Source organism: Paraburkholderia caffeinilytica, from assembly GCF_051027425.1.
In the GTDB taxonomy this organism is placed as follows: domain Bacteria; phylum Pseudomonadota; class Gammaproteobacteria; order Burkholderiales; family Burkholderiaceae; genus Paraburkholderia; species Paraburkholderia caffeinilytica_A.
Window position 1 is genome coordinate 3,838,140 of record NZ_CP186552.1, and the last position, 23,856, is coordinate 3,861,995.

A 23,856-nucleotide genomic window follows, 5' to 3' on the forward strand; every position below is an offset into this window, starting at 1 on the left:
CTCCAGGTTCTAAAGTTGAGCGTGTTAGCTACGGTGGGCGTGACGCCGCGCCGTCACGAATTCGATGACCACGCCAGGTGCGAGCGCGACGAACAGCTGTAATTCGGCCGGCTGCGGTCCCATCTGCGGCACATCGGCGAGCTGATAAGGCATGTCCGCCGCCTGCAGGCGCTGCAAGAGCGCCTGCCATTCGTCGGCGCTCTCCAGCCGGAAGGCGATATGGTCGATGCGTGGCGTCGCCCTGCCCGCTGCGGCGGGCATCGTTGCATCGATCAGATGAATGACCGGGCGGCCGTTGGCATACAGCCAGTAGCCGTCGATCGAAAACGGCGGTCGCGCGCCGTCCATCAGCCCGACGATATCGACGAAGAAACGCCGGGCGGCGTCGAGGTCGGCGGTGACGATCGTTGCGTGATCGAGTTGCATGGCCTGGCTCACAGAGCACAAAGGGTTTACGAGGAGTGCATTGTGAGCGGAACACGTCAATTTGATAATTGGCGTAGCATTTGAATCATTTTCAAATTCTTTTGAAAGATCGCGATGGACAACCTCGGTGATATCCGCCTGTTCGTTGAAGCGGCGCAGCAGGGCAGTCTTTCGGCGGCAGGCCGCAAGATGGGCCTGACGCCGGCCGCCGCCAGCGCGCGGCTGGCCAAGCTCGAAGCCGGCCTGAAAGCACGCCTGTTCGAGCGCACCACCCGCCAGCTCAGGCTTACGGACGAAGGCCGCCTCTACCTGAACTGCTGCCGCCAGGCGCTGCAGTCGCTCGACGACGCCGAAGCGGCGCTGCAGGCCGGCCAGGGCGTGGTGCGCGGCAAGGTGCGCATCTCCGCGACCTCGGACTTCGGCCGCAATCTGCTGATGCATTGGCTCGACGAGTTCAACGCGCTTTACCCGGAAGTCACGTTCGCGCTGACGCTGTCGGACTCGCTATCGAATCTGGTGCAGGAAGACATCGATCTGGCGATCCGCTTCGGCGTGCCGCAGGACAGTTCGCTGGTGGCCCGCAAGCTCGCGCCGAACCGGCGTGTGCTGTGCGCGTCGCCGGACTACATCGCGCGCAAGGGCGAGCCGAAAGACCCGCGCGATCTGGCGAATTTCGATTGCATCGTGCTCGGCACCGCGTCGGGCCCGGCCAACGAGTGGCGCTTTACACGCGGCGATGAAGTGCAGCACTACACCGTGCCGCTCGACACCGCTCGCGAGACGAACGACGGCGCCGTGGCCCGCGAATGGGCGCGGCGCGGCTACGGCATCGTCATCAAATCGATGTGGGACGTGGAAGCGGACTTGCGCGGCGACTGCCTGAAAATTCTGCTGCCCGAATGGCGCTACCCGGACGCGCCGCTGCATGCGCTCTACCATCGCAACCGCTTTATGGCGCCGCGCGTGCGGGTGCTGCTGGACTTTCTGAGCGAGCGCTTCGCGCAGGTGTCGGACGAACTGGAAGGCCTGCTGGGCTTGCCGCCGGAGCGTCCTCGCGCAATCGCCGCGGCGGAAACCGCATCCGGTGAAGGGCTATAATATTGAGCTACGCTGCAAGCGTGCGTTGAAAGCGGATCCCAATGGACCTGAACGGGACACGAGCAGGGACAAGCAGGGCACAAGCGGGAGCCCAAACCGTCCCCAAGCGCCGCCCGGCGGCCCTTCCGCACGTTTTCACCCTCTTCACCTTTTAAATGACGCCCCCAGGTTAACCACTGCGACCGGCGAAAATCGATGACCAAGAAAGTTTATGTAAAGACCTACGGCTGCCAGATGAACGAGTACGACTCCGACAAAATGGTCGACGTACTCGGCGCGGCTGAAGGGCTCGTCAAGACCGACACGCCGGATGATGCGGACGTCATTCTCTTCAATACCTGCTCGGTGCGCGAAAAAGCGCAGGAGAAAGTCTTCTCCGAACTCGGCCGTGTGCGCGAATTGAAAGAAGCGAACCCGAATCTGATCATCGGCGTGGGCGGTTGCGTGGCGAGCCAGGAAGGCGCATCCATCGTGGCGCGCGCACCGTATGTCGATCTGGTATTCGGTCCGCAAACGCTGCACCGTCTGCCGCAAATGATCGACAAGCGCCGCGAAAGCGGCCGCGCTCAGGTCGACATCTCGTTCCCGGAAATCGAAAAGTTCGATCACCTGCCGCCGGCGCGCGTCGATGGCGCAAGCGCGTTCGTGTCGATCATGGAAGGGTGCAGCAAATACTGCAGCTACTGCGTCGTGCCGTACACGCGCGGTGAGGAAGTGTCGCGTCCGCTGGACGACGTGCTGACCGAAATCGCTGGCCTCGCCGACCAGGGCGTGCGCGAAGTTACGCTGCTCGGCCAGAACGTGAATGCTTACCGCGCCGGCATCACGCTTGGCTCGTCGGAAATCGCCGACTTCGCCCAGTTGATCGAATACGTCGCGGATATTCCCGGCATCGAACGGATTCGCTACACCACGTCGCATCCGAAGGAATTCACGCAGCGCCTGATCGACACCTACGCCAAGGTGCCGAAGCTCGTCAGCCACCTGCATCTGCCGGTGCAGCACGGCTCCGACCGCATCCTGATGGCGATGAAGCGCGGCTACACCGTGCTCGAATACAAGTCGGTGATCCGCAAGCTGCGTGCGATCCGTCCTGATCTGTCTTTGTCGACCGACATGATCGTCGGCTTCCCCGGCGAAACGGAAGAAGACTTCGACAAGATGATGGCGCTGGTCCACGAGATGAAGTACGACACCAGTTTCTCGTTCGTCTACAGCCCGCGTCCCGGCACGCCGGCCGCGAATCTGCACGACGACACGCCGCACGAAGTGAAACTCAAGCGTCTGTACCATCTGCAGGCTACGATCGAAGAAAACGTGCAGCGCATCAGCGATTCGATGGTCGGCAAAGTCGAGCGGATTCTGGTCGAGCGCCCGGCGCGCAAAGACCCGAACGAACTCGCGGGCCGTACCGAGAACAACCGCGTGGTGAATTTCCCGGCGCCGATCGCGTCGCACGCGCGGCTGATCGGTCAGATGGTGGACGTGAAAATCGTCCATGCGTACCCACATTCGTTACGTGGCGAGCTCGTGCTGGTGCACGACGACGCGCCCGCAACCACCCACTGAGCGACGCCAGCCAGCGTCACGAACCCGACAGGATCGATCCTCCGCCTTGAAGACCACTCAGCAGCATCTGGAATTCACCGCACCGCGCGACGACAACGCGCGGCTCGCCAACCTCTGCGGACCGCTCGACGAAAATCTGCGGCAGATCGAGCAGGCGCTCGACGTGACGCTGCAACGCCGTGGCCACCGCATCACGATTCGCGGGCGCGGCGCGAAACTCGCGCTCACCGCGCTCGAAAGGTTCTACGACAACTCGCAGAAGCCACTGTCGGTCGACGATATCCAGCTCGCGCTCGTTGAAGTGCGCCAGCCGGCGCGCCGTCGCACGAACGGCAACGGCCATGGCACGGAAGCGCTGGACCCGCGCTTTCCGGGCAATCCCGATCATCCGTTCGACCAGCCCGCCGACAGCAACGACGAGGACCTCGAAGAACTCGGCCCGAAGCTGTACACACGCCGCGCCGATCTGCGCGGCCGCACGCCGATGCAACGCGAATATCTGAAGCAGATCATTTCGCACGACGTGACGTTCGGCATTGGCCCGGCGGGGACAGGCAAGACCTATCTCGCCGTGGCTTGCGCGGTGGACGCCCTGGAGCGCGATCAGGTCAAACGCATCGTGCTGACACGTCCGGCCGTCGAAGCGGGCGAGCGGCTCGGCTTTTTGCCAGGCGATCTGGCACAGAAGGTGGACCCGTATCTGCGTCCGTTGTATGACGCGCTGTACGACCTGCTCGGCTTCGACAAAACCGCCAAGATGTTCGAGCGGCAGATGATCGAAATCGCGCCGCTCGCGTACATGCGCGGCCGTACGCTGAATCACGCGTTCATCATCCTCGACGAGGCGCAGAACACCACGCCCGAACAGATGAAGATGTTCCTCACGCGGATCGGCTTCGGCTCGAAGGCGGTGGTCACCGGCGATACGACCCAGGTCGACTTGCCGCGTGGTCACAAGAGCGGGCTGATCGAAGCGCAGCAGGTGCTCGCGGATGTGCGAGGCATTGCGCTCACACGCTTCACCAGCGCGGACGTGGTGCGGCATCCGCTGGTCGCGCGAATTGTGGAGGCGTACGATGCGCATTCGCAGAAAGCCGCCAGTCCGGCGGATTCCCGCTGATTTGCGACGCTGATTCGCGACGCTGATTCGCGACGCTGATTTGCGTCGCAAATTGGCGTTGAATTCCGCTGGATTTGCCGCAACAACCCAAGCAACACATCGACACCGCATGAGCCGCGCACCGAAACTGACGTTGAATCTGCAATTCCCCGCCGCCAAGGCCTGGCCCGAACACAAGGCGCTGCTGCCGCGCGCTACCGTAGCCGGCTGGATCAAGGCGGCGCTCTTCGCAGACGGTGAGCTGACCGTGCGTTTCGTCGACGCCGAAGAAGGCCGCACGCTGAACCGCACCTATCGCGGCAAGGATTATTCGACCAACGTACTGACGTTTTCCTACGCCGAATCGGAAGACGATCCGGTAACGGGCGACCTGATCCTGTGCTGTCCGGTGGTGGAAAAGGAAGCCGCCGAGCAGGGCAAGCCGCTCCTCGCGCACTACGCGCATCTGCTGGTGCACGGCACCCTCCACGCACAAGGCTACGACCACGAGGTCGAGGAAGAAGCCGAGGAAATGGAAGCGATCGAAACGGAAATCCTCGGCAAGCTCGGTTTCCCGGATCCTTATCAATAGTCTTTGCCATCACCGTCAGAAACCATCGTGAGCACCTCGTCCCCTGAAGCCGATACCCAAAGCACGCCGTGTCCGGGCTATCCACCCTCGCTCGGTGAGCCGCGGCTGCTGACGGAAGATGAGTTGCGCGCGTCGCTTGAACGCACGTTGCGCGACTGGGACCGCACGAGCGATCTGTGGCTGTTCGGCTATGGTTCGCTGATCTGGAATCCCGGCCTGCCCACCGTCGAAGCGGCGCGGTCGAAAGTGCATGGCTATCATCGCGGTCTATATCTGTGGTCGCGTGTGAACCGCGGCACCCCTGAGCAACCCGGGCTCGTCCTTGCGCTCGATCGCGGCGGTTCGTGCTCCGGCATCGCCTTCCGCCTCGCTGCCGAGGGTGCGATGCCGCATCTGGAAGCGCTGTGGCGCCGTGAAATGCCGATGGGTTCGTACCGCCCGGCGTGGCTGCCCTGCGTGCTCGCCGACGGCCGTCGCGTCGACGCGCTCGCATTCGTGATGCGGCGCGATGTGCCGACCTACACCGGCAAGTTGCGCGACGAGGTCGTCAAAACCGTGTTCGGCTGCGCGAGCGGCCGCTACGGTACGACGCTCGATTACGTCAGCCGCACCGTTCATGCCCTGCGCGAAAGCGGCATGCCGGATCGCGCGCTGGAAGCGCTGCTCGAGCGTTGCCGCGAGGCCGGTCGTGAAGCTGACCAGCAAACGAGCCAGGGGGCGGTGTGATAAGCCGCGAACCGCGCTGACGCGCCAGTTGCCGTTTACGCGAGCCTCCCGGGGCTAAACGCCATCGAACCGCCACCGAACGGACGCCCCGAAAGAAAGTCAGCCACGCCCGCATCGGCACCGCAATCCGTACTTTTTTGCTCGAAAACGCTTTTCCCCGCGTAATCAGTTAGGATTGACCCATGCCCACCGCACGCGGCCGGGCGGGTTCATCACTGCTTCACTCACCGCCCAGCCAGGCGGGACACGGTCCTGCCATGTGCCTGGTGTATCCTTAATGCTCTGCAACAGCGCGCCCAGTCTCGCCGGGCGCACTACCATGAACGACACGTATCCCAGTCGACACCGAACTAGCGACAAACCACAGGAAAAACGCTCACTCCTCGAGCGTTTGACCGACTTCATCTCGCCCGAGCCCGACTCGCGCGCAGAGCTCCTGGAAATCCTGCAGGACGCGCACGAGCGCAACCTGATCGACGCCGACTCGCTGTCGATGATCGAGGGCGTGTTCCAGGTGTCCGAACTCTGCGCACGCGACATCATGGTGCCGCGCGCGCAAATGGACGCGATCAACATCGCGGACAATCCCGCCGAATTCATCCCCTACGTGCTGGAAAAAGCGCACTCGCGCTATCCGGTCTTCGAAGGGAACCGCGACAACATCATCGGCGTGCTGCTCGCGAAAGACCTGCTGCGCTACTACGCTGAAGACGAATTCGACGTGCGCGGCATGCTGCGCCCGGCCGTCTTCATTCCGGAGTCCAAGCGCCTGAACGTGCTGCTGCACGACTTCCGCGTGAATCGCAATCACCTCGCGGTGGTGGTCGACGAATACGGCGGCGTGGCCGGCCTGATCACGATCGAAGACGTGCTGGAACAGATCGTCGGCGATATCGAGGACGAATACGATTTCGACGAGGAAAGCGGCAACATCATTGCCTCGCCGGACGGCCGTTTCCGCGTGCGCGCGCTCACCGAAATCGAGCAGTTCAACGAGGCCTTCGGCACGCATTATTCGGACGACGAAGTCGATACGATCGGCGGTCTCGTCACGCATCATTTCGGCCGCGTGCCGCATCGTGGCGAAAAAGTCCGTCTCGACGATCTGATCTTCGAGATTCTGCGCGGCGACGCCCGCCAGATTCATATGCTGCTGGTGCGCCGCGACCCGCTCGCCGGCCAGCGCGAGCGCGAAGCACAGCACGTGCAGACCTGATCCGCTTCTTTTCTTCGCTTCTTCAACTTCTCACGCCGACCGCGCAACAATGGCCGACCCGATTACATCCCGTTCGCGCCGCGGCGTGAGTGTTACTGCCGCCCGAGAAACACGCGGCCGTGCCCTGCCCCGCTGGCACTACCTCGTCGCGCTGGCCGCCGGTGCGGCCAACACGCTGTCGTTCGCGCCGACGCCGCACGGCGGCTGGCTCGAACTCGTGATCTTCGTGTTCTTCTTTGCGTGGCTCACGCGTACGACGGGCTGGAAAAGCGCCGCGTTGACCGGTGGCGCGTTCGGCTTCGGCAACTACGTCACCGGCGTGTGGTGGCTGTACGTCAGCATGCATGACTACGGCGGCATGGCCGCGCCGCTCGCGGGCGCGGCGGTCGTGCTGTTTTCGCTATATCTGGCGGTATATCCGGCGCTCGCTGCGGGCATCTGGTCGTTCTGTGCCGGTCACGCACGCAATGCCGCGTCAGACACCGACAAACCTTTCTCGCCGACCTGGCACGGCGCGCTGGCTTTTGCGAGCGCGTGGGCAGTCGGTGAATGGTTGCGCGGCACCGTGTTCACCGGCTTCCCGTGGCTCGCAAGCGGCTATGCGCAGGTGGACGGACCGTTCGCCGGATTTGCGCCGGTAGCGGGCGTGTATGGCGTCGGCTGGATGCTTGCCCTGGTGGCGGCGTTGATCGTACAAGCGCTGGTGCCGTTGCTGCCGTCACGCGGGCAGCCCGATACCGCTGACGGCGGCAATGCTGGCACTGAAACTCAGCGCGGCTCCGCGCGCATCGCCATGCCGGGCGGAATCGCGCTTGCGTTGATCGCAGCCGGCCTGCTGCTGCCGCTCGTGCAATGGACCCTGCCCGCCAACGCGCCGCTGACGGTGCGCCTCCTGCAAGGCAACGTCAAACAGGAAATGAAGTTCGAAGTAGCGGGCATGCGCGCGGCGATCGACCAGTATCAGCAGATGATCACGTCGAAGCCGGCTGACCTGATCGTCACGCCGGAAACCGCCATTCCCGTGCTCGCGCAGCAATTGCCGCCGCAGTTCGCGTCGGCGGTGCGCAGCTTCTCGGATACGACCGGCACCGCCATCCTGTTCGGCGCGATTGGCGGCACGATCACGCCGGAAGGCCAGGTGGTCGACTATACGAACAGCCTGTTTGGCGTGACGCCGGGCACGCGTGACGTGTTCCGCTACGACAAACACCATCTCGTCCCGTTCGGCGAATTCGTGCCGTGGGGCTTCCGCTGGTTCGTGAATCTGATGAGCATTCCGCTCGGCGATTTCGCGCGCGGCGCGCCGGTGCAAAAGCCGTTTATCGTGCATAACCAGCCGGTCTCGGTCGACATTTGCTACGAGGATATTTTCGGCGAGGAGATCGCGCGGAACATCCGCGAGAGCGATACGCCGGCAGGCGTGCTGGTCAACTCGACCAATCTGGCGTGGTTCGGCGACACGATCGCGCTGGATCAGCATCTGCAGATCGCACGCATGCGTTCGCTGGAAACCGGCCGGCCGATGCTGCGCGCCACCAACACCGGCATGACCGCCGCGATCGATGCGAACGGCAAGGTAATCGGCCGATTGACGCCGTACACGATCGGCTCGCTCGATGTGACGGTGCAAGGCACCTCGGGCAGCACGCCGTATGTGACGAGCGGCAATAACACGGTGCTGGCGGTTTCGTTATTGCTGCTGGCATTCGGGTTTGCATTTGGGCCGGGGATTACGCGGCGGCAAAACGGTAAGAAATAACTCGCGATAAACGGCGTGACTGCGCGCATGCCGTTTATACGTGAAAGCGCTACGACGAATCGCAGCGCAAAACCCGCCCAATAGAAAAACGCGCGCTCCGGAACACCGCGAGCGCGCGCTTATAAAAAATCAGGCTTTACTGATTCGATGCGATCCGCTGTTGAATATGCTGTGCGCGCGCCGGTGAAGCCGGATGCGAACTCAACATACTCGACTTGCCGCCATCGAGTTGTGCGAGCTTGTTGAACGCCGTCACCAATCCCGACGGATCGAGATTCTTCTTTTTCTGCAAATCGAACGAATAATCGTCGGCCGCGCTTTCCTGGGTTTGCGAGAACTGCGCGTTAATCAGCTTCTCGGAGAAATCGCCGAGTTGTGAACCCGACAACGCCCCCGCCACGCCACCCGCCGACGATGCCACCGAACGCGCCGCCGAAGTCGCATACGCGACCTGCATCGCCTTCTTCGTATGGCCGAGTGCAACGTGGCCCATTTCATGACCGACCACGCCGCGCACTTCGTTGTCGTTCATCATGTCCATCAGGCCGCTGTAGACGCGCACGCAGCCGTTGGCCATCGCCCATGCATTGACGTCCTTGGTGATGTACACCTTGTAGTTCACCGGCACGCCGTTGATGTTGTTGCCCAGTTGCGCGGCGATCTTGTTCAGACGTTTCTGATACTTGCTGTTCGCGGCAGCAATCTGATTTTCACTATCCAGTTGCGCGCACGACTTGTCGGTCAGCGCACGCACGTCAGCATCGCTGAGTGTGGCGGCCTGAGCGGCCTGCTGGCCGGACTGGATCAACGCGGTCGGATTGACGTTGCTGACGTTCGCGCACGCAGCAAACAGCGCACAGGCAGAAGCTGCAATGACAAAGCGGTACGATTTCATGGTGGAAGTCTCTTTTGCGGACGTTATTAATATCGACGGCGCGTTTTAATGCACCGCCCATTCGCAATGGCCGCAAATCACGGGAGAAAAACTCCGCGTATGTCGATTGCATAAACCATTACGCCACGCGGCAGACAAAAAAATGCGCCTGACGGGTAGGCGCATTTTTACCACAACGTAAGCTTAAGTTTATGCTTATGAAAGCATTAGTGACATCATTTTGCAATTTAGTGAAAATTGCTGACGGTGCGATTCCAGACAACCGCACCGTTGACCGGCAACGAGCACTTCGCTTAATTCGCCGGCACCGTGTCAATAAACGACTGACGCAGCGACAGCTTCTGGAAATGCTTATCCAGATTCGGATACCCTTCGCGCCAGTTCAATTCCGGCATGCGGAAATCGAGGTAGCCCAGCGCGCAACCCACGGCGATGTCCGCGAGCGTGTAGTGATTGCCCGTGCACCACGGCTTGCTGCCCAATCCTTGCGACATGGCGATCAGGCCTTCGTCGATCTTGCGTTGCTGCCGCGCGACCCACGCGTCCACGCGCTGCTCGGGCGTGCGCTGGGTGCTTTCGAGGCGAATCAGCACCGCGGCATCAAGGATGCCGTCGGCGAGCGCCTCCCAGCAGCGCACTTCCACGCGCTCGCGGCCCGACGGCGGAATCAGCTTGCCGACCGGTGAAAGCGTATCCACGTATTCGCAGATCACCCGCGAGTCGAACACCGCTTCGCCGTCTTCCATCACGAGGCACGGCACCTTGCCGATCGGATTGAAGGTGTGAATCGTGGTCTCCGGCGCCCAGACGTTCTCGAGCACGAGTTCGTAGTCGATCTTCTTGTCGGCCAGAACGATTCGCGCTTTGCGCACGAACGGACTGCCGAGCGAACCGATGAGTTTCATCATTACCATCTGCCTTTTCTTGAATTCGGCGAAAGTATAAGTGGTCGGCGGCATTCCCGAGCACAGCGCAGTCGCTTCGCAAGCCGCATGGATGCTTGCTGTGGATGGATTGCAACATTGCCGCGACACTAGCATGCCGTCTACCCGGCCGAATGGCTAACGCGGTCGAGGCGACCACCTTTCCCCGCCAGTATCCGTGCAAAATAAGTCTCCGCATTGGGCGCTACAATCGCAAGATGAACCAGCCGACCGAACCTACCATCGCCATCGACGTCTACCGCACGCGCCGCGAGCGCGTACTCGCCGCGCTGCGCGCAGCGGGCGGGGGCGTCGCCATCGTCCCCACCGCTCCGGAAAAGCTGCGCAACCGGGACGCCGACTACCCCTACCGGCACGATAGCTACTTCTACTATCTGACGGGCTTCAGCGAGCCCGAGGCGTTGCTGGTGCTCGACGCAAGCGCAGCGCCTGGCGGGCCGGCTTCGACCCTGTTCTGCCGCGAGAAGAATGTCGAGCGCGAAACGTGGGAAGGTTTCCGGTTCGGGCCGGATGGCGCGCGCGAGGCGTTCGGCTTCGACGCCGCCTTCGCCGTGAGCGAAGTCGATACGCAACTGCCGCGCATACTGGCGGACAAACCGTCGCTGCACTATGCGCTCGGCACGTCGGCGGAACTGGACGAACAGGTGCGCGGCTGGCTCGACGCCGTGCGCGCACAAAGCCGCGGCGGTATCGCCGCCCCCACCGTCGCGCATGACCTGATCCCCTTGCTCGACGACATGCGGCTCGTCAAGGATGCGCACGAACTCGCCATCATGCGCCGCGCCGGACAGATTTCCGCGCAAGCGCATCGCCGCGCCATGGCAGCCTGCCACCCCGGCGTGCGCGAGTACGAACTCGAAGCCGAACTGCTCTACACGTTCCGCAAATTTGGCGCGCAGGCGCCGGCTTACACCTCGATCGTCGCGGCGGGCGCCAACGCCTGCGTGCTGCACTATCCGGCCGGCAACGCGATTGCCCAGGACGGCGACCTGATCCTGATCGACGCTGCCTGCGAACTCGACGGCTATGCGTCCGACATCACCCGCACTTTCCCGGCGAACGGCCGCTTCACGCCGGCGCAGCGCGAGCTGTACGACATCGTGCTGGCCGCGCAGCAGGCTGCCGTCGACGCGACTCGCGCCGGCGCCACCTTCGACGATCCGCATCAAGCCGCCTTGCGCGTGCTGTCGCAAGGGCTGCTCGACACCGGCATCATCGACCGCACGAAATTCGCCTCGGTCGACGCCGTGATCGCCGAGCGCGCCTATGCGCCGTTCTACATGCACCGTACCGGCCACTGGATCGGCATGGACGTGCACGACGTCGGCGACTACCGCGAACGCGGCGCCCCGCGCGACGAAGCGGGCGCGCTGCCGTGGCGCACGCTAGAAGTGGGGATGGCGCTGACCATCGAGCCCGGGCTGTATATCCGGCCGGCCGAGGGCGTGCCCGAGCGCTACTGGAACATCGGGATCCGCATCGAGGACGACGCGATCGTCACGCCGGACGGTTGCGAACTGATCACACGCGAGGTCCCGGTGGCGGCCGACGAGATCGAAGCGCTGATGCAGCAAACCCGTGCAGCCCAGGCAGTTGGCAAGTGACCCGGACGGTCACCCCAGAAACAACTCAAGCAGTAACCCAAGGAAGTAACCCGCAATGAACGACGTTTCCCAGTCGACGGTGATTCTGAAACCCGCCGCGTCCGACCATCCGTTCGATTTCGACGTGACGATCGTCGGCGCCGGGCCGGTCGGGCTGGCGCTTGCCGGCTGGCTGGCGCGACGCAGCGCGACGCAGGCGCTGAAGATCGCGCTGATCGACGCGCGCGAGCCGGAAGATTCGATTGCCGATCCGCGCGCGATCGCCGTGTCGCACGGCAGCCGGATGATCCTCGAACCGTTGAGCTGGCCTGCCGAGGCCACCGCGATCCAGCGCATCCACGTGTCGCAGCGCGGCCATTTCGGCCGCACGCTGATCGATCACAGCGAGCACGGCTTGCCGGCGCTCGGCTATGTCCTGCGCTATGGCGCGATCGTGCACGGCCTCGCCGAGGCGGTTCATGCGACGTCCGTGCACTGGTTCCGCTCCACTTCCGCGTCGGCGCCGACTCAGGACCTCGACGGCGTCACGCTGCCGATCGAAACCGCCGGTGTCACACGCAATCTGCGCACGCGAATTCTGGTGAGTGCCGAAGGCGGCCTGTTCGGCGACCAGAAAACCGGCAAGCTCGGCGATGACAAGGATAAGGGCGCGAGCGGCAAAGCCGGCAGCCGCACTGGCGAGGTCGGCACCCGCGATTACGGGCAAACCGCGCTGGTCGGTACGGTCACGGTGTCCGCGCCGCAACCGCATGTGGCCTGGGAGCGCTTCACGTCGCAAGGACCCATTGCGCTGCTGCCGATGGGCGGCGTGCGCGGCGCGAATTACGCGCTGGTCTGGTGCTGCTCACCCGAAGAAGCCACGCGACGCGCGCAGCTCCCGGACGACGAGTTCCTGCGCGAACTTGGCGCCGCATTTGGCAGCCGCATGGGCAGCTTTACGCAAATCAAGGGGCGTGCGTCGTTCCCGCTGGGACTCAACGCGATCGATACGCTCGTGAAGGGCCATGTCGTCGCAATCGGTAACGCGGCGCAAACGCTGCATCCCGTGGCGGGCCAAGGTCTGAATCTGGGCTTGCGCGACGCGCACGCGCTCGTCGATGCCCTGTCGGCGGAAGGCCCCACCCCGCTCGCACTGGCGACGTTCGCGCAACGCCGTGCGCTCGACCGGCGCCTGACAATCGGCGCGACCGACACGCTCGCCCGCCTTTTCACGGTCGACTTCCCGCCGCTCGCCACCTTGCGCGGCCTCGCCCTCACCGCGCTCGAATTCGTGCCGCCGGTGAAAACTGCGCTGGCGCGGCAAATGATGTTCGGCCAACGCCGCTGAGCGCGCCGCCCGCTCGCGTTCCACAGCCTCTGCAAGCTTTTTAGGCACCGTCGTCAGGCACGTAAACAAAGCCGCGCGAGCGGTGCCGACTCTATGAACCGGACCACTTTCATAGAAGATTTAATGAGTTACGACAGACGCAAGTCAGGTCCCGGCTATCTGTTAACGCTAAAATAGCGGTTTTCCCTCGCATTTCGCGAATGCGCCGATTGACAGAATTTGAACAATCGGTCGCAGGCGCGTCCTAGTCATGCCTACTCTCGGCTCCCACAATCTGCGTAATAACCTGTTCGTCGCCCCCATGGCCGGCGTGACCGACCGGCCGTTCCGGCAGTTGTGCAAACGGCTGGGCGCGGGCTATGCGGTGTCGGAAATGGTCGCCTCGAACGCGCAGTTGTGGAAAAGCGAAAAAACCATGCGCCGTGCCAACCACACGGGCGAGGTCGAACCGATCGCCGTCCAGATCGCCGGCGCCGATCCGGCCATGATGGCCGAAGCCGCTCGCTACAACGTGGCGAACGGCGCGCAGATCATCGACATCAACATGGGCTGCCCGGCCAAGAAGGTGTGCAACGTGGCTGCGGGTTCCGCCTTGCTGCAGAACGAACCGCTGGTGCAGCGCATTGTCGAGGCCGTGGTGGGCGCGGTGGGCGCTGGGCCGGATGCGGTGCCCGTCACGCTGAAGATCCGCACCGGCTGGGATCGCGACAACAAGAACGCTTTGACGGTCGCGCGTCTGGCCGAAGCCGCCGGCATTGCCATGCTGACCGTGCACGGCCGCACGCGCGCCGACCTGTATCACGGCGACGCCGAATACGAGACCATCGCGGCCGTCAAAGCGGCGGTGCGCATTCCGGTGGTCGCCAATGGCGACATCGCCTCGCCGCAAAAAGCCCGTGAAGTGCTCGCCGCCACCGGCGCCGACGCCATCATGATCGGCCGCGCCGCCCAGGGGCGTCCGTGGCTGTTCCGCGAGATCGAGCATTTCCTGCAAACGGGCGAGTTGCTGCCGCCGCCGCGCATCGACGAAATCCAGCAGGTGATGAACGAGCATCTCGAAGATCACTACGCGTTCTATGGCGAATTTACGGGCGTACGCACTGCGCGCAAGCATATCGGCTGGTACACTCGCGGCCTTTCTGGCGCCAACGTGTTCCGGCACCGCATGAATACGCTGGACACCACGCGCGAACAACTCCTCGCCGTCAACGAGTTCTTCGACGCCCAAAAGGCGATCTCCGACCGTCTCGTCTACGTCGACGAGACGCTCAGCAAGAACGACGGCGAGCCGGACCATACCGACCGACTAGCAGCATGAGCAAGAACAATATCGAACAATCTGTCCGCGACAGCCTGGGAATGTATTTCCAGGACCTCGACGGCTCCAATCCGCATGACGTCTACGACATGGTTATTTCATGCGTGGAAAAACCCTTGCTCGAAGTGGTGCTCGAGCAGGCCGGCGGCAACCAGTCGCTGGCCGCCGAGTATCTCGGCATCAACCGCAATACGCTGCGCAAGAAACTGCAACAGCACGGTTTGTTGTAGTTCGTTGTAGTTTCAGGCGCCCTGCCACGTTTCCCTTCGGCTTTTCGTCTTCATCATGATCAAGCAAGCGCTCATCTCCGTTTCCGACAAGTCCGGCATTGTCGACTTCGCCAAGTCGCTGTCGGACCTCGGCGTCAAGATCCTGTCGACCGGCGGCACCGCGAAACTCCTCGCGGACGCGGGTCTGTCCGTCACCGAAGTCGCCGACTACACGGGCTTCCCGGAAATGCTGGACGGGCGCGTGAAAACGCTGCATCCCAAGGTGCACGGCGGCATTCTCGCGCGCCGCGACCTGCCGGAGCACATGGCAGCGCTTGAAAAGCACGACATCCCGACGATCGACCTGCTGGTCGTGAATCTGTATCCGTTCGTGCAGACCGTGTCGAAAGAAGAGTGCTCGCTGGAAGACGCGATCGAGAATATCGACATTGGCGGCCCGACCATGCTGCGCTCCGCCGCGAAGAATCATCGCGACGTGACGGTCGTGGTCGATCCGGCGGATTACGCCGTCGTGCTCGACGAAATGCGCGCGAACAGCAACGCGGTTTCGTACAAGACGAACTTCCGCCTGGCCACCAAGGTATTCGCGCACACCGCGCAGTACGACGGCGCGATCACGAACTACCTGACGAGCCTGACCGACGAACTGCAACACTCGTCGCGCAATACTTACCCGGCTACGTTCAACCTGGCTTTCGACAAGGTGCAAGACCTGCGCTACGGCGAAAACCCGCATCAGAGCGCGGCGTTTTACCGCGACCTGGCGGTGCAGCCGGGCGCACTGGCGAACTACAACCAGTTGCAAGGCAAGGAACTGTCGTACAACAACATCGCCGATTCCGATGCAGCGTGGGAATGCGTGAAGACGTTCGACGTGCCGGCCTGCGTGATCGTCAAGCATGCGAATCCGTGCGGCGTGGCAGTGGGCGCGGACGCGAACGAAGCGTATGCGAAGGCGTTCCAGACCGATCCGACCTCGGCGTTCGGCGGCATCATCGCGTTCAACCGTGAAGTCGACGAAGCGGCGGCGCAAGCCGTGGCCAAGCAGTTCGTCGAAGTGCTGATCGCCCCGTCGTTCAGCGCGGCAGCTCGCCAGGTGTTCGCGGCCAAGCAGAACGTGCGTCTGCTGGAAATCGCCTTGGGCGAAGGCCACAACGCGTTCGATCTGAAGCGCGTCGGCGGCGGCCTGCTGGTGCAATCGCTCGATTCGAAGAACGTGCAGCCGCATGAATTGCGCGTGGTCACGAAGCGCCACCCGACGCCGAAGGAAATGGACGACCTGCTGTTCGCATGGCGCGTCGCGAAGTACGTGAAGTCGAATGCGATCGTGTTCTGCGGCAACGGCATGACGCTCGGCGTCGGCGCGGGCCAGATGAGCCGCGTGGACTCGGCGCGTATCGCGAGCATCAAGGCGCAGAACGCCGGTTTGACGCTGGCCGGTTCGGCCGTGGCGTCGGATGCGTTCTTCCCGTTCCGCGACGGCCTGGACGTGGTGGTCGCGGCAGGTGCGACCTGCGTGATTCAACCGGGCGGCTCGATGCGCGACGACGAAGTAGTCGGTGCGGCAGATGAGCACAACATCGCGATGGTGTTGACCGGGGTGCGTCACTTCCGGCATTGAATTCGGCTTCGCAGACACCGCGTGGCTCCTTGTGATGCGGTAGTCGCTAACGTAGTTTGAGCGAAACGGCCCGGTGGAGATTTCCACCGGGCCGTTTTCTTTTGGATCTGCGATTTTGGCGCGGCCGATTTCATACACCCCGACACCTGAGTCAACGCTGAGCCTCCGATAGCGCTCCGTGTGCGCCCCCTCTTTCAACGCATGCAGAAGCGGCTTTTATTCCGCCGTCAGCGCCACACACCGACCGCTATGCGGCGCGTTCGTTGTAGTATCGCAAGCACCTGGTTTTCACCGCATGTGCGGCACCTCATGAGAATTCTCGGCATCGACCCCGGCTTGCGCGTAACCGGCTTTGGCGTAATCGATCAAACCGGACACACGCTCAGCTACGTCGCAAGCGGCGTGATCAAAACCGCCGACGCCGATCTGCCATCGCGTCTCGGCACGATTTTCGAAGGCATTTCGACACTGATCCGCCAGCATTCCCCGGACCAGTCCGCGATCGAAAAGGTATTCGTCAACGTCAACCCGCAATCCACCCTGCTGCTCGGCCAGGCGCGCGGCGCGGCAATCTGTGGACTGGTGGCGGGCGGCGTGCCGGTCGCCGAATATACGGCCTTGCAGTTGAAGCAGGCCGTGGTCGGCTACGGCCGCGCAACCAAGGAGCAGATGCAGCAGATGGTGGTGCGGCTCCTCAACCTCTCCGGCGTACCCAGCACCGACGCCGCCGACGCCCTCGGCATGGCGATCTGCCACGCGCACGGCGGCTCGACGCTTAGTACGCTGGGCGGAATTGCGCCTTCGCTGGCGAAGAAAGGTTTGCGAGTGCGGCGCGGACGGCTGGTGGGCTAGGCCCTCCGTTCCGGCTTGCCAGCACGATGATCCGCACCGCGACCGAGCCGGCTTCCGGCCGCACGAATTGTGGAAACAGCGCGAATCGCGACTACGCATCATGCAGCGCATCCACTGCGCTACACTCGCCCTTTCTCTCAAGATTGAATCCGCCATGATCGGTCGCATTGCCGGCGTTCTGCTGGAAAAAAACCCGCCACACCTGCTCGTCGACTGCAACGGCGTCGGTTATGAAGTCGACGTGCCGATGAGCACGTTCTACAACCTGCCGTCGACCGGCGAACGCGTCGTGTTGCTCACGCAAATGATCGTGCGCGAAGACGCGCATCTGCTTTACGGCTTCGGCTCCGCCGAGGAACGCTCGACCTTCCGCGAACTGCTGAAGATCACCGGCATCGGCGCACGTATGGCGCTCGCCGTGCTCTCCGGGATGAGCGTGCATGAACTGGCGCAGACCGTCACGATGCAGGACGCAGCGCGCCTGACTCGCGTGCCTGGCATCGGCAAGAAGACGGCTGAGCGGCTGCTCCTCGAACTGAAGGGCAAGATCGGCGCCGACCTGGGCGCGCTGGCGGGCGCGGCGTCGGCATCCGACCACGCCTCCGATATCCTGAACGCACTGATCGCATTGGGTTACTCCGAAAAAGAAGCGTTGGCCGCCATCAAGAACGTGCCGGCGGGCACCGGCGTTTCCGAAGGCATCAAGCTCGCGCTGAAGGCGTTGTCCAAGGGTTAAAAGCTCACGCCGTGACGGTGGTGCCGTGTGCGACAAGTAAAGCTTCGCACACGGCGGCACAGCGCGCACCCTGGCCATTCGGCCGAGTTTCGCAACGGGCGGCTCGCGGTACAATGACCGCATGATCGAAACCGACAAACTCGCCGCCGAGCGCATCATTGCGGCCACGCCCGTCTCGCCGAACGAAGAAGCGTTCGAGCGCGCGTTGCGTCCGCGCCAGCTCGAAGAATATGTCGGGCAAGAGAAAGTGCGCGGCCAGCTGGAAATCTTTATCGAGGCGGCCAAGCGCCGGTCGGAATCGCTCGACCACGTGCTGCTGTTCGGGCCGCCGGGTCTCGGCAAGACCACGCTCGCTCACATCATCGCGCGGGAAATGGGGGTCAATCTGCGGCAAACCTCTGGTCCGGTGCTCGAACGCGCGGGCGACCTCGCCGCGCTGCTCACCAATCTCGAAGCCAACGACGTGCTGTTCATCGACGAAATCCACCGGCTCTCGCCGGTCGTCGAAGAAATTCTGTATCCGGCGTTGGAGGACTATCAGATCGACATCATGATCGGCGAAGGACCGGCCGCGCGCAGCGTGAAGCTGGATCTGCAGCCGTTCACGCTGGTCGGCGCGACCACGCGCGCGGGCATGCTGACCAATCCGCTGCGCGACCGCTTCGGGATCGTCGCGCGGCTCGAGTTTTATAACGCCGAGGAATTGGCGCGCATCGTCACGCGCTCGGCGTCATTGCTGCATGCGCAGATCCACCCGGATGGCGCCTTCGAAATCGCCAAGCGCGCACGCGGCACGCCACGGATCGCGAACCGGCTGTTACGCCGCGTGCGCGATTTCGCCGAGGTAAAGGCAGACGGCAACATCACCGCGGAAGTAGCCGACGCGGCGCTCAAAATGCTCGACGTGGACGCGGTCGGTTTCGACCTGATGGACCGCAAACTGCTCGAAGCGATTCTGCATAAGTTCGACGGCGGCCCGGTCGGCGTCGACAATCTGGCAGCGGCAATCGGCGAAGAGCGCGACACGATCGAAGACGTGCTCGAACCGTATCTGATCCAGCAAGGCTTCCTGCAGCGCACACCGCGCGGCCGCGTCGCCACGCTGCTCACGTACCGGCATTTCGGTCTCGCCGCGCCGGACGCTTCGAGTCCGATAGCCGGCATATGGGATTCAGCCGCAACCTGAGCCGGATGCGCGAGTTGAAGCAAGTCGCGCCGCTTAACGCCCCGGTTCCGGCGCGCTCTTTTTGAAGCTATCGTCGTCGCTCGGTGCGTCGAGATGCAACACGTCCGCCCATGAGACGATCGTTGCCTTGCTGGCGTCGTCGGCATAATCGACCACATTGACGCTCGTGTTCAGCAACGCGTAGTCGCGCGGTGCATCGAGCGGCAAGCCGCTCGCAAACCGCCGCACGCAATCCAGCACGCCACCATGGGCGACAACGGCGACCCGTCCACCCGGATGCGCGGCGACGATCGGCTCGATCGCATGCAGCACGCGATGGTAAAGCGTGCGCTGCGACTCACCCTCAGGGGGCGCGAAGCCCGCGTCGCGGGTTTGCCAGTGCGCGTATTCATCGGGAAAACGCATTGCGATCTCGTCGCTGTCATGCCCCTGGAACGCGCCATATGAGCGCTCGCGCAAACCTTCACGCAGTTGCAACGAGAGGCCGAGCGCGTCGGCGATCGGCTGCGCGGTTTGCTGTGCGCGAAGCAGATCGCTCGAATAAATGGCGTCGAGCCGCGCCCCCTCTTTCACCTCACTCGCGATGCGGCGTGCAAGGCGTTGCGCCTGCGCGAGGCCGGTGGTCGCGAGTGGAATGTCGATGTGACCTTGAATGCGTTTGATGCGGTTCCAGTCGGTCTCGCCGTGGCGGATGAACAGAATCTGCGTGGTCATGGGATGAGCGTGGGCGCCAGTAGCCGGTTATGCCGAGCCGCTATTGTCGCAAAAAGCGGCTGGAGGGGTGGAAGCGCGCCGCCGCCTGCGCCATGCAGCGGCGGTTGAATCTCAAGCGGTCGTTTGCAGCCAGAACGTGACGGGCCCGTCATTGACGAGCGACACCTGCATATCGGCGCCGAACTCGCCCGTCTCGACGATGGGGTGCTTTGCGCGGGCTGCCGAGACGAAGTAGTCGAAAAGCCGCTTGCCTTCATCGGGCGGTGCGGCGGGCGTGAAGCTGGGACGCAGGCCGCTGTTGGTGTCGGCGGCCAACGTGAACTGCGAAACGAGCAACAAGCCACCTGCTCGTCCGACGCCGTCGAGATTCTGTACAGAGAGATTCATCTTGCCGGCCGCATCGCTGAAGACGCGGTAGCCGAGTACTTTGGCAAGCAGCCGATCGGCTGCGGCCTCCGTATCGCCACGTTCGGCGCACACGAGCGCGAGCAGGCCCGCCTCGATCGCGCCGGTCACCCGGTCGCCCACGCGCACTTCCGCGCGCCGCACGCGCTGGATCAGCGCGATCATCGGCCCGCCTCCTGATGCAACAACGCTCGAATCACCATCGTGTTATCGCCGAGCCATCAAGCCGTCAGCGTGACGCGCGCAAACCGGCGCTTGCCGACCTGCACGACGTACTCGCCGGCTTCGACTTTCAGGCCTTTGTCGGACACGGTCGTGCCGTCGATCTTCACACCGCCTTGCTCGATATTGCGCAGCGCCTCGCTGGTCGACGGCACGAGGTTGGCCTGCTTGAGCAACTGGCCGATGGCGAGCGGTGCGCCCGCGAGCGTCACGGCCGGGATATCGTCCGGCACGCCGCCCTTCGCGCGATGATTGAAGTCTTCGAGCGCGCGCTCGGCATCGGCTTGCGAGTGGAAGCGCGCGACGATTTCCTGACCGAGCATCACCTTGAAATCGCGCGGATTGCGGCCCGCTTCGATTTCTTTTTTGAAGCCAGCGATCTCGTCCATGGGACGGAACGACAGCAGTTCGAAGTAACGCCACATCAGCACATCGGAAATGCTCATCAGCTTGCCGAACATGTCCGTCGGCTTTTCGCTGATGCCGATGTAGTTGTTCTTCGACTTCGACATCTTCTCGACGCCGTCCAGGCCTTCGAGCAAGGGCATGGTCAAGATGCACTGCTGTTCCTGACCGTATTGTTTCTGCAGCTCGCGGCCCACCAGCAGGTTGAACTTCTGGTCCGTGCCGCCGAGTTCGAGGTCGGCATTGAGCGCGACCGAGTCGTAGCCCTGCATCAGCGGGTACAGGAATTCGTGGATCGAGATCGGCACGCCACCCTGGAAACGCTTGGTGAAATCTTCGCGCTCGAGAATCCGCGCCACCGTGTAGCGCGAGGCGAGCTTGATCATGCCGTCGGCGCCGAGCGGCATCGACCATTCGCTGTTGTAGCGGATTTCGGTCTTGTCACGATCGAGCACGAGTGCGGCTTGTTCGAAGTACGTCTTCGCGTTCGATTCGATCTGTTCGCGCGTGAGCGGCGGGCGCGTGGCGTTGCGGCCCGACGGGTCGCCAATCAGCGACGTGAAGTCGCCGATCAGGAAAATCACCGTGTGACCGAGGTCCTGCAACTGGCGCATCTTGTTCAGCACGACCGTGTGGCCGATATGGATGTCAGGCGCGGTCGGATCGAGGCCGAGCTTGATGCGCAGGGGCACGCCGGTGGCCGCGCTCTTCGCGAGCTTCTGTGCGAATTCTTCTTCGATCAGCAGTTCGTCGACGCCGCGTTTAGTGACGGCGAGTGCGTGACGGACTTCGTCGGTAATCGGGAAGGCGGGGCTGGGCTTGGTGGACTCGGTGCTCATGCTGGAAACTTGAAGTCGCGAAAAAGAGAGATTGTCCCATAGATGCGCGCCGCCGCGCCCACTGACTCCGCCACAAACGCCCCGCCGGCATGCGATTTAGGGCCACCGGAGTGCGCCACCGGCGCCGTAGCGCTTTATATTCGCGCCGCGCGTGGGTCGATATTGAGTCGATAATCTGCTAAAACAGACCGCAACGAATCATCGAGAGGAGCAGCAACGTGGCGCAAGACCCCGCAGACGGCGTCTACTTTGGATTGATGTCCGGCACGAGCATGGATGGCGTGGACGGTGTCGCCGTCAAATTTGCCCGAGGGAAGCCGCCAGTGGTGCTGGCCGAGGCATTTGTCGGCTTCGCGGCGGGCTTGCGCGAGGCGTTGTTCGCGCTCCAGCAGCCGGGAGACAACGAGATCGAGCGTGAAGCGATGGCCGCCAATGCGCTCGCCACGCGCTACACCGTGTGCTGCCACGAATTGTTGAACGCCAGCCGGGTGCCGGCCTCAGAAGTGCGTGCAATCGGCGTGCATGGCCAGACGGTGCGGCATCGGCCGGAAAAGGGGTACACGCGGCAGATCAACAATCCGGCGCTGCTCGCGGAAATGATGCACATCGACGTGGTCGCCGACTTCCGCAGCCGCGACGTCGCTGCCGGCGGCCAGGGCGCGCCGCTCGTGCCGGCGTTTCACGCCACGATATTCGGCGCGAAAGACGAAACGCGGGTGGTCTGCAATCTTGGCGGCATCAGCAATATCACAGTCCTGAACGCGACCGGCGGCGTGCGCGGTTTCGACTGCGGGCCGGCAAACGCGCTGCTCGACGAATGGGCGCAGCGCCATCTCGGTAAGCCTTTCGATGAAAACGGCCATTTCGCCGCGGGCGGACAGGTTGACCGCACGCTGCTGAACGCACTGCTCGATGAGCCCTTTTTCTCGGCCCAACCGCCGAAAAGCACCGGCCGCGACCTGTTCAATCCGCAATGGCTGGATGCCAAGCTCCAACCGTTCGCCGCCCTCGATCCCGCCGACGTGCAAGCCACACTGGTCGCGCTGACCGCGGTAACGGTTGCTCGCGAAATCGAGCGGCATGCGTCGGACGCCAAGGCGGTCTATGTGTGTGGCGGCGGTGCGCGCAATCCGGAGATTCTGAAAGCGCTGCAACAGGCGCTGGAGGACAGCGGCGTAAGCGGCGTGCCTGTGATGACAACCGACGCGCTCGGCGTCCCGCCAAGCCAGGTCGAGCCGCTGGCGTTTGCATGGCTGGCGATGCGCTGCGTGGCCCGGCTGCCGGGTAATTTGCCGGCGGTCACTGGCGCGGCCGCCGAACGCGTGCTGGGGGCAATCTACCCGCGCTGATTGCGGGCGTTGAGTTCAGATCAGCTCAGTCCAGTCCAGACAATAAAAAACGGGGCCGAAGCCCCGTTTTCTTTTACAACCTTCCGCCTGACCGGCCCAGCCGTCAAACCGAGAACGACGAGCCGCAACCACAGGTGGTCGTAGCATTCGGGTTCTTGATGACGAACTGCGCACCGTTGATGTCGTCTTTATAGTCGATCTCAGCGCCGACCAGATACTGGTAGCTCATCGAATCGATCAGCAGCTGGACGCCGCTCTTGTTCATGACGGTGTCGTCTTCGTTGACGGCTTCGTCGAACGTAAAACCGTACTGAAAGCCCGAGCAGCCGCCGCCCTGCACGAAAACGCGCAGTTTGAGGTCCGCATTGCCTTCTTCTTCGATCAGTTGCTTGACCTTGTCAGCCGCTGCGTCGGTAAAAACGAAGGGGGCGGGCATCTCGGTCACGGGTGTATCGGTGACTGCGTTCATTCGAACTCTCCAAAAAGCTTCTAACCGCTATTGTAGGGCTGATCTCGATATCGTGCCGAAGCCCACAAAATCAATGGGTTCTTACAGCAAATTCAATGGACGGCCCTGATGCCGCCACCAGCCTGCCTGAGCAGACCGCGTCGGCACCTTCGGCAACAAAGTCCTTACCGCGAAGCCTGGCTGCGAACCAATAAAAAAAGCCGCCTTCGCGAAAGCGTTGGCGGCTTTTGCAGCATTCCGGCCCGAAAGCCGGAT

General features: G+C 63.0%; 23 protein-coding genes. 16 read left to right on the forward strand and 7 right to left on the reverse strand.

Annotation, left to right across the window (positions count from 1 at the left end; genetic code table 11):
- Positions 1 to 24: 24 nt before the first annotated feature.
- On the reverse strand, positions 25 to 426 hold the full coding sequence (locus tag ACOSV0_RS16980; RefSeq protein WP_434107281.1) for a VOC family protein: 402 nt from the start codon (positions 424 to 426) through the stop codon (positions 25 to 27).
- Between the two features lie 114 nt (positions 427 to 540).
- Between ACOSV0_RS16980 and ACOSV0_RS16985 the strand changes: the two genes are divergently transcribed.
- The 7 genes from ACOSV0_RS16985 to lnt all read left to right on the forward strand — a co-directional run bounded on the left by ACOSV0_RS16985 (position 541) and on the right by lnt (position 8,485).
- Positions 541 to 1,524 carry a LysR family transcriptional regulator gene (locus tag ACOSV0_RS16985; RefSeq protein WP_434107282.1) on the forward strand — a complete coding sequence of 328 codons (984 nt, stop codon included), beginning with the start codon at positions 541 to 543 and terminating at the stop codon, positions 1,522 to 1,524.
- A gap of 195 nt (positions 1,525 to 1,719) precedes the next feature.
- Positions 1,720 to 3,093, forward strand: a complete 1,374-nt coding sequence (miaB, locus tag ACOSV0_RS16990; protein ID WP_434107284.1) for a tRNA (N6-isopentenyl adenosine(37)-C2)-methylthiotransferase MiaB — start codon at positions 1,720 to 1,722, stop codon at positions 3,091 to 3,093.
- A gap of 46 nt (positions 3,094 to 3,139) precedes the next feature.
- Entirely contained in the window at positions 3,140 to 4,213 is a 1,074-nt protein-coding gene (locus ACOSV0_RS16995; RefSeq protein WP_434107285.1) for a PhoH family protein, read from the forward strand.
- A 109-nt stretch (positions 4,214 to 4,322) separates the two neighbouring features.
- Positions 4,323 to 4,784 (forward strand): rRNA maturation RNase YbeY, encoded by a 462-nt coding sequence (gene ybeY, locus ACOSV0_RS17000; protein ID WP_434107286.1) that lies wholly within the window; start codon positions 4,323 to 4,325, stop codon positions 4,782 to 4,784.
- 27 nt (positions 4,785 to 4,811) lie between these two features.
- Positions 4,812 to 5,510, forward strand: coding sequence for a gamma-glutamylcyclotransferase (locus tag ACOSV0_RS17005; protein WP_434107287.1), 699 nt, complete (start codon positions 4,812 to 4,814; stop codon positions 5,508 to 5,510).
- Positions 5,511 to 5,829: 319 nt separating this feature from the next.
- Complete coding sequence (locus ACOSV0_RS17010; protein WP_434107289.1) at positions 5,830 to 6,726, forward strand: HlyC/CorC family transporter; 897 nt, start codon at positions 5,830 to 5,832, stop codon at positions 6,724 to 6,726.
- A gap of 49 nt (positions 6,727 to 6,775) precedes the next feature.
- Positions 6,776 to 8,485, forward strand: a complete 1,710-nt coding sequence (gene lnt, locus ACOSV0_RS17015; RefSeq protein WP_434107290.1) for an apolipoprotein N-acyltransferase — start codon at positions 6,776 to 6,778, stop codon at positions 8,483 to 8,485.
- 136 nt (positions 8,486 to 8,621) lie between these two features.
- On the opposite strand, the gene ACOSV0_RS17020 is transcribed toward lnt, so the two are convergent.
- On the reverse strand, positions 8,622 to 9,380 hold the full coding sequence (locus tag ACOSV0_RS17020; RefSeq protein ID WP_434107291.1) for a M48 family metallopeptidase: 759 nt from the start codon (positions 9,378 to 9,380) through the stop codon (positions 8,622 to 8,624).
- A 293-nt stretch (positions 9,381 to 9,673) separates the two neighbouring features.
- Positions 9,674 to 10,288: a glutathione S-transferase C-terminal domain-containing protein gene (locus tag ACOSV0_RS17025; protein ID WP_434107292.1), complete on the reverse strand. Its 615-nt coding sequence runs from the start codon at positions 10,286 to 10,288 to the stop codon at positions 9,674 to 9,676.
- A gap of 233 nt (positions 10,289 to 10,521) precedes the next feature.
- Between ACOSV0_RS17025 and ACOSV0_RS17030 the strand changes: the two genes are divergently transcribed.
- The 8 genes from ACOSV0_RS17030 to ruvB all read left to right on the forward strand — a co-directional run bounded on the left by ACOSV0_RS17030 (position 10,522) and on the right by ruvB (position 19,198).
- Complete coding sequence (locus tag ACOSV0_RS17030) at positions 10,522 to 11,928, forward strand: aminopeptidase P N-terminal domain-containing protein (RefSeq protein ID WP_434107293.1); 1,407 nt, start codon at positions 10,522 to 10,524, stop codon at positions 11,926 to 11,928.
- 55 nt (positions 11,929 to 11,983) lie between these two features.
- Positions 11,984 to 13,255 (forward strand): UbiH/UbiF/VisC/COQ6 family ubiquinone biosynthesis hydroxylase, encoded by a 1,272-nt coding sequence (locus ACOSV0_RS17035; protein WP_434107294.1) that lies wholly within the window; start codon positions 11,984 to 11,986, stop codon positions 13,253 to 13,255.
- Positions 13,256 to 13,505: 250 nt separating this feature from the next.
- Complete coding sequence (gene dusB / locus ACOSV0_RS17040) at positions 13,506 to 14,573, forward strand: tRNA dihydrouridine synthase DusB (RefSeq protein ID WP_434107295.1); 1,068 nt, start codon at positions 13,506 to 13,508, stop codon at positions 14,571 to 14,573.
- Entirely contained in the window at positions 14,570 to 14,803 is a 234-nt protein-coding gene (locus tag ACOSV0_RS17045) for a Fis family transcriptional regulator (protein WP_007180440.1), read from the forward strand. The genes dusB and ACOSV0_RS17045 overlap by 4 nt, the downstream gene beginning before the upstream one ends.
- Before the next feature lie 55 nt (positions 14,804 to 14,858).
- The gene (purH, locus tag ACOSV0_RS17050) at positions 14,859 to 16,424 is read left to right on the forward strand and encodes a bifunctional phosphoribosylaminoimidazolecarboxamide formyltransferase/IMP cyclohydrolase (RefSeq protein WP_434107297.1); all 1,566 of its coding nucleotides are present in this window, start codon (positions 14,859 to 14,861) and stop codon (positions 16,422 to 16,424) included.
- 309 nt (positions 16,425 to 16,733) lie between these two features.
- Positions 16,734 to 17,276, forward strand: coding sequence for a crossover junction endodeoxyribonuclease RuvC (gene ruvC / locus ACOSV0_RS17055; protein WP_120349422.1), 543 nt, complete (start codon positions 16,734 to 16,736; stop codon positions 17,274 to 17,276).
- A 154-nt stretch (positions 17,277 to 17,430) separates the two neighbouring features.
- Positions 17,431 to 18,012 (forward strand): Holliday junction branch migration protein RuvA, encoded by a 582-nt coding sequence (ruvA, locus tag ACOSV0_RS17060; RefSeq protein WP_434107298.1) that lies wholly within the window; start codon positions 17,431 to 17,433, stop codon positions 18,010 to 18,012.
- A gap of 121 nt (positions 18,013 to 18,133) precedes the next feature.
- Positions 18,134 to 19,198, forward strand: a complete 1,065-nt coding sequence (gene ruvB / locus ACOSV0_RS17065; RefSeq protein WP_434107299.1) for a Holliday junction branch migration DNA helicase RuvB — start codon at positions 18,134 to 18,136, stop codon at positions 19,196 to 19,198.
- Positions 19,199 to 19,231: 33 nt separating this feature from the next.
- Here ruvB and ACOSV0_RS17070 read toward each other — a convergent pair whose 3' ends face one another.
- The 3 genes from ACOSV0_RS17070 to tyrS form a co-directional block, all read right to left on the reverse strand.
- Entirely contained in the window at positions 19,232 to 19,912 is a 681-nt protein-coding gene (locus ACOSV0_RS17070) for a histidine phosphatase family protein (protein ID WP_434107300.1), read from the reverse strand.
- A gap of 111 nt (positions 19,913 to 20,023) precedes the next feature.
- On the reverse strand, positions 20,024 to 20,482 hold the full coding sequence (dtd, locus tag ACOSV0_RS17075) for a D-aminoacyl-tRNA deacylase (protein WP_434107302.1): 459 nt from the start codon (positions 20,480 to 20,482) through the stop codon (positions 20,024 to 20,026).
- A gap of 56 nt (positions 20,483 to 20,538) precedes the next feature.
- Positions 20,539 to 21,783: a tyrosine--tRNA ligase gene (gene tyrS / locus ACOSV0_RS17080; RefSeq protein ID WP_408517132.1), complete on the reverse strand. Its 1,245-nt coding sequence runs from the start codon at positions 21,781 to 21,783 to the stop codon at positions 20,539 to 20,541.
- 218 nt (positions 21,784 to 22,001) lie between these two features.
- Here tyrS and ACOSV0_RS17085 point away from each other — a divergent pair, with 218 nt between their 5' ends.
- Complete coding sequence (locus ACOSV0_RS17085; RefSeq protein WP_434107303.1) at positions 22,002 to 23,132, forward strand: anhydro-N-acetylmuramic acid kinase; 1,131 nt, start codon at positions 22,002 to 22,004, stop codon at positions 23,130 to 23,132.
- Between the two features lie 103 nt (positions 23,133 to 23,235).
- On the opposite strand, the gene erpA is transcribed toward ACOSV0_RS17085, so the two are convergent.
- Positions 23,236 to 23,601 (reverse strand): iron-sulfur cluster insertion protein ErpA, encoded by a 366-nt coding sequence (erpA, locus tag ACOSV0_RS17090; protein ID WP_007180424.1) that lies wholly within the window; start codon positions 23,599 to 23,601, stop codon positions 23,236 to 23,238.
- Between the last annotated feature and the right edge of the window lie 255 nt (positions 23,602 to 23,856).

What these genes read in the sequence shown, in the direction of transcription:
- lnt (WP_434107290.1), top strand. Translation starts at nt 6,776, where the DNA reads ATGGCCGACCCGATTACATCCCGTTCGCGCCGCGGCGTGAGTGTTACT.
- tyrS (WP_408517132.1), bottom strand. Translation starts at nt 21,783, where the DNA reads ATGAGCACCGAGTCCACCAAGCCCAGCCCCGCCTTCCCGATTACCGAC.
- ybeY (WP_434107286.1), top strand. Translation starts at nt 4,323, where the DNA reads ATGAGCCGCGCACCGAAACTGACGTTGAATCTGCAATTCCCCGCCGCC.
- ACOSV0_RS17030 (WP_434107293.1), top strand. Translation starts at nt 10,522, where the DNA reads ATGAACCAGCCGACCGAACCTACCATCGCCATCGACGTCTACCGCACG.
- ruvB (WP_434107299.1), top strand. Translation starts at nt 18,134, where the DNA reads ATGATCGAAACCGACAAACTCGCCGCCGAGCGCATCATTGCGGCCACG.
- dtd (WP_434107302.1), bottom strand. Translation starts at nt 20,482, where the DNA reads ATGATCGCGCTGATCCAGCGCGTGCGGCGCGCGGAAGTGCGCGTGGGC.
- ACOSV0_RS17035 (WP_434107294.1), top strand. Translation starts at nt 11,984, where the DNA reads ATGAACGACGTTTCCCAGTCGACGGTGATTCTGAAACCCGCCGCGTCC.
- ACOSV0_RS17020 (WP_434107291.1), bottom strand. Translation starts at nt 9,380, where the DNA reads ATGAAATCGTACCGCTTTGTCATTGCAGCTTCTGCCTGTGCGCTGTTT.
- purH (WP_434107297.1), top strand. Translation starts at nt 14,859, where the DNA reads ATGATCAAGCAAGCGCTCATCTCCGTTTCCGACAAGTCCGGCATTGTC.
- miaB (WP_434107284.1), top strand. Translation starts at nt 1,720, where the DNA reads ATGACCAAGAAAGTTTATGTAAAGACCTACGGCTGCCAGATGAACGAG.
- ACOSV0_RS16980 (WP_434107281.1), bottom strand. Translation starts at nt 426, where the DNA reads ATGCAACTCGATCACGCAACGATCGTCACCGCCGACCTCGACGCCGCC.
- ruvA (WP_434107298.1), top strand. Translation starts at nt 17,431, where the DNA reads ATGATCGGTCGCATTGCCGGCGTTCTGCTGGAAAAAAACCCGCCACAC.
- ACOSV0_RS16985 (WP_434107282.1), top strand. Translation starts at nt 541, where the DNA reads ATGGACAACCTCGGTGATATCCGCCTGTTCGTTGAAGCGGCGCAGCAG.
- ACOSV0_RS17045 (WP_007180440.1), top strand. Translation starts at nt 14,570, where the DNA reads ATGAGCAAGAACAATATCGAACAATCTGTCCGCGACAGCCTGGGAATG.
- ruvC (WP_120349422.1), top strand. Translation starts at nt 16,734, where the DNA reads ATGAGAATTCTCGGCATCGACCCCGGCTTGCGCGTAACCGGCTTTGGC.
- ACOSV0_RS17025 (WP_434107292.1), bottom strand. Translation starts at nt 10,288, where the DNA reads ATGATGAAACTCATCGGTTCGCTCGGCAGTCCGTTCGTGCGCAAAGCG.
- dusB (WP_434107295.1), top strand. Translation starts at nt 13,506, where the DNA reads ATGCCTACTCTCGGCTCCCACAATCTGCGTAATAACCTGTTCGTCGCC.
- ACOSV0_RS17070 (WP_434107300.1), bottom strand. Translation starts at nt 19,912, where the DNA reads ATGACCACGCAGATTCTGTTCATCCGCCACGGCGAGACCGACTGGAAC.
- ACOSV0_RS17010 (WP_434107289.1), top strand. Translation starts at nt 5,830, where the DNA reads ATGAACGACACGTATCCCAGTCGACACCGAACTAGCGACAAACCACAG.
- erpA (WP_007180424.1), bottom strand. Translation starts at nt 23,601, where the DNA reads ATGAACGCAGTCACCGATACACCCGTGACCGAGATGCCCGCCCCCTTC.